Source organism: Leisingera sp. ABM4_101 (assembly GCF_056158725.1).
The window spans coordinates 3198970-3210067 of sequence record NZ_JBSWTV010000002.1 but is presented as its reverse complement, the minus strand read 5'-3'; the positions used below and the strand labels follow the sequence as shown (position 1 = coordinate 3210067).

The following is an 11098-nucleotide window of genomic DNA, read 5'->3' as shown; positions in this document are numbered from 1 at the left end:
CTGCGGTGTTGTCAATGGGGGAGGGCGCTGGCGGCGGCTGGCGGCCCCGACAGGCGCAGGAATTAGTTCAGATGCTGCGCGATGTCGTCAAAGGAATAGGAGGCAAAGCCGACCAATGGGTTGCCGTCTTCACGGCTGAAAGCAAACACATGGATCTCGTCATGGCGCAGGGTTGCGCGGCAGAAGGTGTCCGGTTTGGCAAGCTGCGGCGGGCAGCTGTCCAGGTCGGTGTGGGCTACGGCTGTTTCGAATAGCCCGTAGGTCATTGGCAGGGGCGTTTCAGCGGCATAGGCCGGAGCAGCTGCGAGGCAGGCGATCAGAGCAAGAGCAGGTTTCATCATTCAACCTTGTTTCGAGTTTCAACCCTGTTCGCGCGCAATTACCTGATAATAATGGTCGGGCAATTGCAACCCCGAAACAGCAGCTGCGTCAAAGCTGCGCAATCCCCTCTTTATCCTGTCACAGAGCCATGCTATCGGGGCGGCAATTCGTAACGGGCCGGGCATGACGTCCGGCTTTTCAGCACAGGAGTTTGCCCCATGGCACTGGAACGCACTTTCTCGATCATCAAGCCCGATGCAACCCGCCGCAACCTGACCGGCGCAATCAACGCCAAGTTTGAAGAAGCAGGCCTGCGCGTTGTTGCGCAAAAACGCATCCACCTGACCAAGGCGCAGGCGGGCGAGTTCTACAAGGTGCACGCCGAGCGTCCGTTCTACGACGAACTGTGCGAATTCATGGCCTCCGCTCCGATCGTTGCTCAGGTTCTGGAAGGCGAAAACGCCATTGCCAAAAACCGCGAAGTCATGGGCGCCACCAACCCGGCAGACGCAGCTGCTGGCACCATCCGCGCCGAGTTCGCTGAATTGGTTGGCGAAAACTCCGTGCACGGTTCCGACGCACCGGAAACCGCTGCTGTGGAAATCGCCTACTTCTTCTCCGGCCTCGAGCTGGTCGGCTAAGCCGTCAGCTTTCCGGATGAATTGAGGCCGTCCCGTTTCGGGGCGGCCTTTTCTTTTGGGGCGGTCAGCGCGGCGCGGGTCCGGAAATTCTCAGATCCGCAGGTGTGGCGCGCACGCCGATGGCATCCAGTTCCGACAGCAGTTTCGAACTGTGCTGAGGGCGGACATCGGCCTTGATCATGTCGAACCGCTTGCGCAGCTCTTCCTTTTCCTTGCCCTTGCAATCGTTCCACGGCCGCCCCTGCAGCGCCATCACCAGCACGTAATAGCCGATGAAATGCGGCCGGGTGCCGGTTTGCAGCAGCCTGGCATAGGCCGCATCAGCGCCAATGGCGCGTAGGTCCTCGGCCGAAGTGATCCCGGCCCTGTGGCAGGCTTCCTCATAGGCGGGGCCAAGGTTGCGGATGGAGGAAATTGCTGTGTTCATGGTTTGTTTCTATCCGCGCGGCGGACGCATGTCACGCAGGAATCCAGCATCGCCGTAAATCTGCAGCCAAAGACTGACGCTGGGTTCCGGGGCGGCATGGGCAATTGACAGTCGCATTTGCGGCGGAAACGCTGTCTTGCGGAACCGGTGGGAGGATGACGGATGAACGGTGGAGCGCATGCGCTTGTAAATATTGAGGGATTTGATCTGGAAAACCCGCCGGAGGGCTTTGTGGAGGATCCTATTCCCTTCTACGACGCCTTGCTGCGCGGCGCTCCGGTGCTGCCGCAGCCGGACGGGTCCTTGCTGGTTTGCCGTCACGCGGATCTGGACAGGATTTACCGTGATACAGCTTTGTTTTCCTCGGACAAGAAACGGGTGTTTGCGCCCAAATACGGCGAAGGCTCCCCGCTGTTTGAGCATCACACTACTTCTTTGGTGTTTTCCGACCCGCCGCTGCACACCCGGGTGCGCAAGATCATGACCTCGGCGCTGACACCGCGGGCAATTGCGAAGATGGAACCTGGGCTGATTGAAACCGTGGATCACCTGCTGGCGGCGATGGCAGGCAAGGTCAGCGCGGATCTGATTGCCGATTTTGCCTCTACGATTCCGATCCAGATCATTGGCAATCTTTTGGATGTGCCGATGGAGGAACGGGCGCCGCTGCGGGATTGGTCACTGGCAATCCTCGGCGCGCTGGAGCCTGCGCTGTGTCCGGCGCAGCTGGCGGCAGGGCATCGCGCAGTGGAAGAGTTCAAGAGCTATCTGCAGGAGCTGATTGCACGGCGCCGGGCCAGGCCGGGGGATATCGAAACCGACGTGCTGACGCGGCTGATCCGCGGTGAGGGCGCGGACGGGGCGCTTAGTGAGATTGAGCTGATCCAGAACTGCATTTTCATCCTGAATGCAGGCCATGAAACCACCACCAACCTTATCGGCAACGGGCTGGCACTGCTGCACGATTACCCGGAGCAGCGGCAGCGGCTGCTGAAACATCCGGAGCTGATCAAGCCGGCGGTGGAGGAAATCCTGCGGTTCCGCTCCCCCAATCAGCTGGGCAACCGGGAAACCACCGCCGGGACCCGGATCGGCGGTGTGCGGATCCCTGCAGGCACTAACCTGCACCTGGTCATAGGGGCCGCGAACCGGGACCCGGAGGTGTTTGAAAATCCGGAGGTCTTCGACATTGGCCGCACGCCAAACCGGCATCTGGCCTTTGCCGGCGGGCCGCATGTTTGCGTTGGTTTGACCCTGGCACGGCTGGAAGGGAGAATTGCGATAGAACGCTTCCTGCGCCGCTATCCGGGCTACCGGCTGCGTTCCGGCAGGGTGCCGGGCGGGCGCATCCGCTTTCGCGGATACGCGGCGCTGCCCGCGGATCTGGGCTGAAGGCCGGGGCTGCGCCCGGGCGGATCAGAACAGCCCTGCCGCCTTGGCAGTCAGCGCGGCCTGGGTGCGGTTCTTGGCCTCCAGCTTGCGGCACAGCGTGCGCACATGCAGTTTGATGGTCACCTCCTGCAGCTCCAGCTCGCGGGCGATTTCCTTGTTCGAGAGGCCGCGGCACAGACCGTCCAGCACCTCGAGTTCGCGCGGGCTTAGCTTTTCGGCCAGCGGATGGGTGCTGGCGGCGGCTTCCTCGCGCATGAGGTCGACGGGCACGTAGATTTCGCCTGCGCTCATGAAACGCACGGCATTCAGCAAAGATTGCGCCCCCATGGTTTTGGGGATGAAGCCGATGGCACCGGCATCCAGGGCATCCTGGGCGGTGCGGGCCGGCGCGCTCCCCGACAAGATGGCGACGCCTTTTCCGCCGTTGGCCTCCAGCGCCTTGGCCAGGCCGTCCAGCCCCATCATGCCTGGCATGTTGTAGTCCAGCAGCACCAGGTCGAATGGCCCCTGCTCGCCAATCTGCGATAGGGCCCCGGGAAGATCTGTCGCCAGGGAAACCTCAGCGCCCCCTTCAGACTTAAGATAAGCGGAGATGGTTTCGCGGACCATGTCATGATCGTCTGCCAGCAGAATACGCATAAAACCCTTGGACCTGTTTCTGAATTCCCTGTCCCAGTCTACCGCGACAAGTGTTTCAAAACCGTCAACCCTCGATTGCGTTTTGGCAGCAGGCATCATCATAGCGGGCGTCTCCTGAAATCCGTTAGCATTTTTCAGATAATACCGCGGTGAATATGAGCCTGGTAAGCCAACATTAGGGTGCTGGAGCTACTCTGGCGGTTGGGCGCCCTATACGGAAGGTTAGGAACCTATCCTCCGGTGCCGGTTTCCGGGCGGCGCGGATGTGGCATTCTGCGTCCGGTTGTTGATGTTTGGCATGAAAAAAGGAGTGCCGGGATGAGAGGATTGATGTCGCGCACCGCGGTTTCGGCAGCGGTTGCGGTGCTGGTTTGGGCCGGGGGCGCGCTTGCAGAAGATCAGCCGGTGCTTTTGTCCGTGTCAGTTGAGAACGGTACTGAACCTGCTGCGGAATACACAATAGATGATCTCCGCGCTCTGGCTGCCGTCACCTTTGAAACAGAAACCATCTGGACCACCGGCCCGCAGCAGTTCACTGGCGTGCCGCTGGCCGCCCTGGTGGGGCAGATGGGGGCCGGCAGCGGCCGGATGGTGGCCCATGCGGTCAATGACTACTCGGTGGAGATTCCGGTGTCAGATGCGGTCGAGGGCGGCCCGATTGTCGCGTATGAGCGCAATGGTGCAGAAATGTCGCTGCGCAATAAGGGGCCGTTGTGGGTGGTCTACCCTTATGACAGCAACCCGGATTACCGGACCGAGGAGGTCTATTCGCGCAGCATCTGGCAGCTGGATCGGATCGTGATCCAGCCGTGAGCTGCCGTCGGGAGCGGTCCGGGTAGTGCTGCGCGGGTTTCCATCCATGCCGCGCTGGGTGCTGGCGCTGGTTCTGGCCATCGTAGCGGCGCTGGCGGCGCAATCCGTGCGGCTGGGCCACCAGGTGCTTCAGCAGCTGGACGGGCTGTCGACGGCTGCGACCGATAATATGCAGTGGAACCTGTCCCAAGCCGAAGTTGAGCATCTGAAGCTGGAAGTTGCAGTTCAGGCTGCACGCGCGCCGGGAGATTTGCGGCGCCTGCGGCGGCAATTCGATATCTACTACAGCCGGATTGCCACCTTCCGGGAAAGCCCGCTGTTTCGCGATCTGCGCAGCAGCGCGGCAGGGGCGGGCCTGCTGCAGCAGATGCAGGACCGGCTGGACCGCATGGCCTTGCTCATCGACAGCCCGGACACTGTGCTGCTGGGCGGATTGACGGAACTGGCGCAAGAGCTTTCAGGCAACAGCGCGGACGTGCGGGAACTGGCCCTGTTCGGGGTGGTCTTGCAAGTCGAGGACAGCAAGGAAAAACGGCTGAAGCTCTTCACCATCCTAAGCCGCCTGGGCTGGGTGGTTTTGGCGCTGGTACTTGCACTTGCGCTGGCGGCGCTGCTGCTCGGCCGTCTTTACCGTCAAGGGCGCAGGCTGGCGATGGAACGCAGCCGGGCCGCGGCGCGGATGGAGGCCATGATTTCCTCTTCGCTGGATGCCATTCTGGTGGTTGGTGCGGACGGGCGCATTCAGGCTTTCAACGGTGCCGCGGAATTGGTATTCGGCTACAGCCGCGCAGAGGCAATCGGGCAGCCGATGGTCAGCCTGATTGTCCCGGACCACCTGCAGGAAGCGCATCAGGCGGGTATGAAACGCTTTCTGCAAACCGGTGAAACCCGGGTCGCGGGCAAGGGGCGGCTGAAGCTCGAGGCCCGGCGTAAGTCCGGAGAGCTGTTCCCGGTGGAACTCTCGGTTTCGATCAGCCAGTCAGGGACGGAGATGGTATTTGTCAGCTTCCTGCGCGACATCTCCGAGCGGATCGCCGTGGAGGAGGAGCTGCGGCGGGCGCGGGATGATGCGCTGGCGGGGGAGCGGGCCAAGCAGAACCTGCTGACGGTGATGAGCCATGAAATGCGCACGCCTTTGACCGGGGTCTTGGGCGCCATCGACCTGATCGAGGGCACCGCGCCAACGCCCGAGCAGCGCCGTTACCTGCAGGCCATGCGGGTGTCCGGCGAGCTGCTTTTGCACCATATTAACGACGTGCTGGAGCTGTCGCGGCTGGAAGCAGGCGCCGAGTCCGAAAAACTGCGGATCTTTGATCTGGATGAGCTGGTCAGCGGCCTGGTGGAAAGCCAGCAGGCCAGTGCAAAGGGGCGCGGCATAGAGCTGTCGCTGCATTGCAGCCTGGGCGGCAAGCCGGTGGTGGCGGGGCGGCCGCGGGCGGTGCAGCAGGTGCTGCTGAACCTGATCGGCAACGCCCTGAAGTTCACCAGCGAAGGCGCCGTAAGCGTGGATGTGATGCGGCTTCCGGATGGTGAAACCGTTGAATTCAACGTCGCCGATACCGGCCAGGGGATCGGGCCGGAGGACATTGAGCGGATCTTCGAAGATTTCATCATGCTGGATGCCAGTTACCGGCGGGGCAGCGAGGGCACCGGGCTGGGCTTGTCGATCACCCGGCGCCTGGTGCAGGCCATGGGCGGCACAATTGCCTGCGAAAGCGAGCCGGGCGAGGGCAGCCTGTTCACGATTTCACTGCCGCTTCCGGCAGCCAAGCCGCCGCCGCGCCAGGCAGAGCAGGGCAGGCCGCGGAAAAGCGGCGCCAGCCGTCTGCTGATTGCGGAAGACAATGATATCAATCGCGAGCTTCTGGCCACCATGCTGCGTCAGGAGGGGCATGAGGTGTTGGCGGTGCCCGGCGGTGCCGAGGCGGTGCAGGCGGCCTCGGAAAACCGCTTTGATTTGATCCTGATGGACATCAGCATGCCGGAGGTGGACGGCATCGAAGCCCTGCGCCGGATCCGCAGCGGCCAGCTGGCGGAAGGCACCGACATCGTGGCGCTGACCGCACATGCCGCAGCCGAGGACCACGCCCGTATCCTGGAGGCGGGGTTTGCCGAGGTTCTGACCAAGCCGGCCAACAAGGCCGGGCTTGCCGATGTGATCGCGCGCCGGGCCGGCGGCGGCGTTAAGGTGCTGCCGCGGACACAATCTGACATTCACCAGTTCTTTGAGGCGCTTGGGCCGGAGCGGGCACGCAGTTTCCTGGCGTCGTTCTGCAATGAGGTGAACCAGCTCCAGGATGAGCTGCAGCAGGCGGGGCCGCTGGAAGACGGCCAGCGCAAGGAGGCGCACCGGCTGGCGGGGTCGGCTGCGGTTCTGGGACTGTCCGGCCTGCGCGCGGCCTTGCTGGCCATCGAAACGGCGGCGGGCCCGGAAAGGCCTCCGGATGCCCCATTCCGGCAGGCCTGGTCCGATGCAGTGGCAGCTTTGGCGCCTCATCTAAAGGGATAGCGGCTCTGGCCGGCCAAGGGGGGACTTCTGCCCGATCATCCAGCTGCCATAGCGCGGCGGAAAACGGCTGGCAGCGCAGCTCAGCGCTTGAAACTCGTCCGGCAATCGATGCCGTCGGCCGCCCGTCCCGGGAGAGTGCCGCCTCTGTTCCGATCAAGATGCTGTTTTTGCGCCGATTTATCGCCCCATGATTGGGGTGGTTAAGGCACTCTTAAGGAAGACGGATAAACCTTGGCGTGTGTAATTTTCGGTGAGGGCGCGCAATGAACGAAGTCATTTCATCTACCATCCAATCGCCGGGTGAAGGGCTGCGCGAGGCCTGGAGCTGGTTCGATATCAGCCAGGATGACCGGGCGCGGGTGTCGGATATGTCTTCTTTGGCAGAACAGAACGTTGATGCCATTCTGGAGGCGTATTACCGCCGCGACGGCGGCTTTGACGTTCCCGGTAGCGAAGATGCCCGGCACCGGATGGCGGAAGTGCGCGGCGAACAGCGGCGCCATCTGCTGGAACTGTTTGACGGCGGGCTGGACCAGAAGTTTTTCGAAGGCCGCAAGGAAGCTGGTATTTTCAACGAAAACTACGGCGTGTCGCCAAGCCTGTATTTAGGGTTCTACAGTTTCGCGATTGACCGGATCTGCGATCTGATCCGGGAGACCTCAGACGATCAGGCAGAGGCGCAGGCGGTTGAAGGTTCGCTGCGGCGGGTCGCTGTTTGCCATCAGGCGATCACGCTGGAGGCTTTTACGGCGGCCCGGTCCGATATGATTGAACAGCGGGAGCGTGAGATGAGCGAGCTGCCGACACCCGTTTTGCGGTTGCAGGAGGGGCTGTTGCTGGTGCCGGTGGTGGGAATGCTGGATAGCCATCGCTCGCGGCTGCTGACCATGCAGATTCTGGACGCGATCCGGGATCAGAATGCCCGCGCGGTGGTTCTGGACATTACCGGTGTTGCGGCCGTCGACAGCGCTGTGGCGAACCACCTGATGCAAACGATGACCGCTGCCCGCCTGATGGGGGCAAGTTCCGTGCTGACGGGCATCACATCGGAGGTTGCCCAGGCCCTGGTCAAAATCGGCGTGACTGGAGAGGCCTTGAACCCGGCCGGCGATCTTGAGCGGGGTGTCGCCACGGCCTGCAAGCTGCTGGAACGCTGAAGTGGCCCGGCGTGTGCCCATCATCAGCCAGGGTGATCTGCTGATCGCCTCGGTGCAGGAGGAGCTTTCGGACAGCGATATCCTTGAGATGCAGCGCAGTATCCTGGACGAGGTCTCCCGGCTGTCCGCGCAGAAGGTCATTCTGGATGTCAGCCTGCTGGATGTTATCGACAGTTTCGGAACCCGGATGTTGAGCGATATAGCCGCCTCGGTTGCCTTGCGCGGTGCGCGAATGGCGATCGTTGGCATCCAGCCGGAAATCGCCATGGCGATGGTGCTGTTGGGATTGCAGCTGAACGGCATTCCCACGGCCCGGGATCTGGAACACGGCATGGCGGTTCTGCAGGTGGAGGCATGAACGCTCCGGCCCGGGACACTGCCATGCTGGTTCAGCCGGTCCGGCGCGACAGCGATGTCGTGGCTGCGCGGCAGCAGGCGCGCCAGCTGGCTTCTGATCTGGATTTCAGCAGGCCTGATCAGGCCCTGGTTGCTACGGCGGTGTCGGAACTGGCCCGCAATATCGTAAAATACGCGCAGGAAGGGGAGATTGAGCTTGGCACCGTGACAGAGCGCTCCAGGACCGGCATCCGCATCACCGCCCGGGATCAGGGGCCTGGGCTGGAGGATGTCGAATTGGCGCTGCAAGACGGGTATTCCACGGGCAACAGCCTGGGGCTTGGGCTGCCAGGCACCCGGAGGATTGTTGATGCTTTCGAAGTCAACTCGGTGCCCGGTGAGGGGCTGGTTGTGATGGCGGTGAAATGGCGATGAGGGCAGATAGCGGGATAATTGCGTTTGACGCGGCGGGTGCGCGGCTGCACTGGGCCGCGGCACAGGCCGCGAAGATGGCGGCAGCCGATTGCGGAGACGGCTATCTTTTCAGGCTCGCGGGCAACCGGCTGCTGGTGGCTTTGGCAGATGGGGTCGGCAGCGGCGGTCCGGCCAGCGCCGCGGCCAGCGCCTGCCTGCAGGAGTTGTCTGCAGCGGACAGCGATGATCTGGAAACCTTGTTCGAAGCAGCGCACCGGCGCCTGCGCGGAACCCGCGGGGCGGCGCTGGCTCTTGCCCTTGTCGATCCGGCCCGGGAAACCCTTGGCTGGGCAGCACTTGGGGATGTCGAAGGGGTGATTTGCCCGCTTGACCCGCAGGGCCGCGACAAGGCCGGCATCATGCAAAAGGGCGGAACCCTTGGCGTGCACTACCCGGGAATTCATGTGCAGCAGCAGCCTTTCCCGCCGGATCACATGCTGATCCTCGCATCTGACGGTGTTTCGCGCAGGTTCCGGGATGCGGCGCTGTATAGCAAGCTGCAGCCGCAGGATTTTGCTGCGTCCTGTCTTGAGGTTTACGGCAAGTCGCATGATGACCGCACTGTTCTGGCTGTGACCCACCGGCGGAGGCTGTTGTGAACGGTTTGAGCGCGCCCCCCTTGCGTGCGGCGAAATCCCAGGCCGCCCAGCAATACCAGGCTGCCTTGCTGGCTTTTATCAAAAGCGGCCACGCCGCCCACATGGGCAAGGCATACGATGTTGCACGCCTGCAGTCGGCGCTGAGCGCCTATGTCGGTTCCGGCGAGGCGAGCCAGCTGAGCGAAGCCTATGAGGTTGCCCGGCAGGCGCTGCAGGCCAATGTGCCGCTGGCGGATTTCGGTGTTTATCATTTCAGCGTGCTGCGCGACTGCCTGAAAACGGGTATGCAGCCTACTGCCAGCCTGCGCCGGGTGGAGGATTTCTTTCTGCAGGGCATGGCGGTTTATGACATGGCGCTGCGTGGCTATGTCAGCACGATGGAAAGCCTGAAAAAGGAAGTCGCTGAGCGCCGCCGTGTTGAGCAGGAATTGCGCGATATCACCTTTGAACTTGCCCGCCAGCGGGACGAGCTGGATCAAAAGGTTCGCCAGCGCACCTCGGAAATCCGCCAGCGCGCAGATGAGCTGGAACTCATGAACCGGCAATTGATGCAAAGCAATCAGGATCAGTCCAACTTCAGCTATGCGCTGTCCCACGATCTGAAGACGCCGATCAACACCATTCAAAGTTTTCTTGAGGTTCTTCTGGAAGACCACGGAAACAGCCTGGACCCACAGGCGCAGGAACTCATTGGGGATTTGATTGGCACGTCTCAGCGGATGCGGCAGCTGGTCGACGACGTGCTTGAGTATTCCAAAGTTGTAAAACACCAGTTCACGCCTGAGCAGGTCGACCTGGATCAGATGGTGCATCAGATCCTAAAGGACATGGACGCGCTGATTTCCGGAACCGGCGCGGAAGTGCATGTGGACCCGCTGCCAGTGATCCTGGGCAGCCCGTTTCAGATGCGGGTCCTGATCACCAATCTCCTCTCCAATGCTCTGAAATACAAACAAGAAGGCGAGGCGGCCCAGGTGCGGCTGGAGTGCAAACCAGCAGACCGCAAGGGAATGGTGCGCCTGTCTGTCAAAGACCGCGGGCTGGGGATCCCGGAGGAGCTTCAAGAGCGGATATTCGGCTTGTTCAAACGATTGCACCGGCACGACGAATATCCCGGTTCGGGCATCGGGCTGGCCCTGTGCAAGCGGGTCGCGGAAAATCATGGGGCCCGGATCGAAGTTGTCTCTGAGGCGGGCCAGGGCACCGTTTTCAGCGTCGACCTGAAGGCAGTGAGGAAAGTATGAGCAATAAGGACAAGGTTGTCTATGTGATCGACGATGAAAGGATGGACAGAAAATATGCAAAGCGCATCATCGAAAAGTCCAACCTGTTTGGCCAAGTGGAACTGTTTGAGGGGCCGCAAGAGGCGCTCGGCCATCTCGCTGCCGGCGGCACCCCGCCCGGCCTGATTCTGCTGGACATCAACATGCCGCCGGTTACCGGCTTTGAGTTTCTTGAAAGGCACGGCGAGCGGATCAGTGCCTTGGATCCGGTGCCTGCGGTTGTGATTGTCAGCACGACGGTGAACCCTGCTGATCTGGAGCGGGCAGAGGCGATGCCGCTGGTCAAATCGTTCCTGTGCAAGCCACTGACACAGGAGCAAATGGCGCAGTTGGCGGCCCTCTCAATTGCCTAGATCCCGGGAACCGCTGGCGCGGCCGGCGCACGGCGGCAATTTGGGACCAGGCCCGCAGCTGCCGCGGGACGGCAGGGCGGAATACGGATGCAGATCAGGCAGGGCTGCCTCAGCCTGCCCGCAAAGGCAGCAGAGTTACAGGTTGCAGGGGGGG

At 62.1% G+C, this 11098-nt stretch carries 13 protein-coding genes; 10 read left to right on the top strand and 3 right to left on the bottom strand.

Going from position 1 to position 11098, the window contains the following annotated elements:
- Positions 1 to 62: 62 nt before the first annotated feature.
- Positions 63 to 341 carry a hypothetical protein gene (locus ACXAEK_RS16865; protein ID WP_475043628.1) on the bottom strand — a complete coding sequence of 93 codons (279 nt, stop codon included), beginning with the start codon at positions 339 to 341 and terminating at the stop codon, positions 63 to 65.
- Positions 342 to 539: 198 nt separating this feature from the next.
- Between ACXAEK_RS16865 and ndk the strand changes: the two genes are divergently transcribed.
- A complete protein-coding gene (gene ndk / locus ACXAEK_RS16860) occupies positions 540 to 962 on the top strand; it encodes a nucleoside-diphosphate kinase (protein ID WP_475043627.1) in 423 nt (140 codons plus the stop codon).
- A gap of 64 nt (positions 963 to 1026) precedes the next feature.
- On the opposite strand, the gene ACXAEK_RS16855 is transcribed toward ndk, so the two are convergent.
- Positions 1027 to 1389, bottom strand: a complete 363-nt coding sequence (locus ACXAEK_RS16855; RefSeq protein ID WP_475043625.1) for a TfoX/Sxy family protein — start codon at positions 1387 to 1389, stop codon at positions 1027 to 1029.
- A 162-nt stretch (positions 1390 to 1551) separates the two neighbouring features.
- Between ACXAEK_RS16855 and ACXAEK_RS16850 the strand changes: the two genes are divergently transcribed.
- Positions 1552 to 2781, top strand: coding sequence for a cytochrome P450 (locus tag ACXAEK_RS16850; protein ID WP_475043624.1), 1230 nt, complete (start codon positions 1552 to 1554; stop codon positions 2779 to 2781).
- A 24-nt stretch (positions 2782 to 2805) separates the two neighbouring features.
- Here the strand turns inward: ACXAEK_RS16850 and ACXAEK_RS16845 are convergent, their stop codons facing one another.
- Complete coding sequence (locus ACXAEK_RS16845) at positions 2806 to 3420, bottom strand: response regulator (RefSeq protein ID WP_475043623.1); 615 nt, start codon at positions 3418 to 3420, stop codon at positions 2806 to 2808.
- 318 nt (positions 3421 to 3738) lie between these two features.
- On the opposite strand from ACXAEK_RS16845, the gene ACXAEK_RS16840 reads away from it, so the two are divergent.
- The 8 genes from ACXAEK_RS16840 to ACXAEK_RS16805 all read left to right on the top strand — a co-directional run bounded on the left by ACXAEK_RS16840 (position 3739) and on the right by ACXAEK_RS16805 (position 10944).
- Entirely contained in the window at positions 3739 to 4233 is a 495-nt protein-coding gene (locus ACXAEK_RS16840) for a putative pterin-binding protein (RefSeq protein WP_475043622.1), read from the top strand.
- 46 nt (positions 4234 to 4279) lie between these two features.
- A complete protein-coding gene (locus ACXAEK_RS16835; protein WP_475043620.1) occupies positions 4280 to 6742 on the top strand; it encodes a hybrid sensor histidine kinase/response regulator in 2463 nt (820 codons plus the stop codon).
- A 263-nt stretch (positions 6743 to 7005) separates the two neighbouring features.
- Positions 7006 to 7899: a protoglobin domain-containing protein gene (locus ACXAEK_RS16830; protein WP_475043619.1), complete on the top strand. Its 894-nt coding sequence runs from the start codon at positions 7006 to 7008 to the stop codon at positions 7897 to 7899.
- Position 7900: 1 nt separating this feature from the next.
- The gene (locus ACXAEK_RS16825; protein WP_475043617.1) at positions 7901 to 8257 is read left to right on the top strand and encodes an STAS domain-containing protein; all 357 of its coding nucleotides are present in this window, start codon (positions 7901 to 7903) and stop codon (positions 8255 to 8257) included.
- Complete coding sequence (locus ACXAEK_RS16820; protein WP_475043616.1) at positions 8254 to 8670, top strand: anti-sigma regulatory factor; 417 nt, start codon at positions 8254 to 8256, stop codon at positions 8668 to 8670. The genes ACXAEK_RS16825 and ACXAEK_RS16820 overlap by 4 nt, the downstream gene beginning before the upstream one ends.
- A complete protein-coding gene (locus ACXAEK_RS16815) occupies positions 8667 to 9308 on the top strand; it encodes a SpoIIE family protein phosphatase (protein WP_475043614.1) in 642 nt (213 codons plus the stop codon). Before ACXAEK_RS16820 ends, ACXAEK_RS16815 begins: the two co-directional genes overlap by 4 nt.
- Entirely contained in the window at positions 9305 to 10552 is a 1248-nt protein-coding gene (locus ACXAEK_RS16810; protein WP_475043612.1) for a sensor histidine kinase, read from the top strand. The genes ACXAEK_RS16815 and ACXAEK_RS16810 overlap by 4 nt, the downstream gene beginning before the upstream one ends.
- Positions 10549 to 10944, top strand: a complete 396-nt coding sequence (locus ACXAEK_RS16805) for a response regulator (RefSeq protein ID WP_475043611.1) — start codon at positions 10549 to 10551, stop codon at positions 10942 to 10944. The genes ACXAEK_RS16810 and ACXAEK_RS16805 overlap by 4 nt, the downstream gene beginning before the upstream one ends.
- Positions 10945 to 11098 lie beyond the last annotated feature (154 nt).

What these genes read in the sequence shown, in the direction of transcription:
- ACXAEK_RS16845 (WP_475043623.1), bottom strand. Translation starts at nt 3,420, where the DNA reads ATGCGTATTCTGCTGGCAGACGATCATGACATGGTCCGCGAAACCATC.
- ACXAEK_RS16840 (WP_475043622.1), top strand. Translation starts at nt 3,739, where the DNA reads ATGAGAGGATTGATGTCGCGCACCGCGGTTTCGGCAGCGGTTGCGGTG.
- ACXAEK_RS16805 (WP_475043611.1), top strand. Translation starts at nt 10,549, where the DNA reads ATGAGCAATAAGGACAAGGTTGTCTATGTGATCGACGATGAAAGGATG.
- ACXAEK_RS16865 (WP_475043628.1), bottom strand. Translation starts at nt 341, where the DNA reads ATGATGAAACCTGCTCTTGCTCTGATCGCCTGCCTCGCAGCTGCTCCG.
- ACXAEK_RS16855 (WP_475043625.1), bottom strand. Translation starts at nt 1,389, where the DNA reads ATGAACACAGCAATTTCCTCCATCCGCAACCTTGGCCCCGCCTATGAG.
- ACXAEK_RS16835 (WP_475043620.1), top strand. Translation starts at nt 4,280, where the DNA reads ATGCCGCGCTGGGTGCTGGCGCTGGTTCTGGCCATCGTAGCGGCGCTG.
- ACXAEK_RS16815 (WP_475043614.1), top strand. Translation starts at nt 8,667, where the DNA reads ATGAGGGCAGATAGCGGGATAATTGCGTTTGACGCGGCGGGTGCGCGG.
- ndk (WP_475043627.1), top strand. Translation starts at nt 540, where the DNA reads ATGGCACTGGAACGCACTTTCTCGATCATCAAGCCCGATGCAACCCGC.
- ACXAEK_RS16850 (WP_475043624.1), top strand. Translation starts at nt 1,552, where the DNA reads ATGAACGGTGGAGCGCATGCGCTTGTAAATATTGAGGGATTTGATCTG.
- ACXAEK_RS16820 (WP_475043616.1), top strand. Translation starts at nt 8,254, where the DNA reads ATGAACGCTCCGGCCCGGGACACTGCCATGCTGGTTCAGCCGGTCCGG.
- ACXAEK_RS16830 (WP_475043619.1), top strand. Translation starts at nt 7,006, where the DNA reads ATGAACGAAGTCATTTCATCTACCATCCAATCGCCGGGTGAAGGGCTG.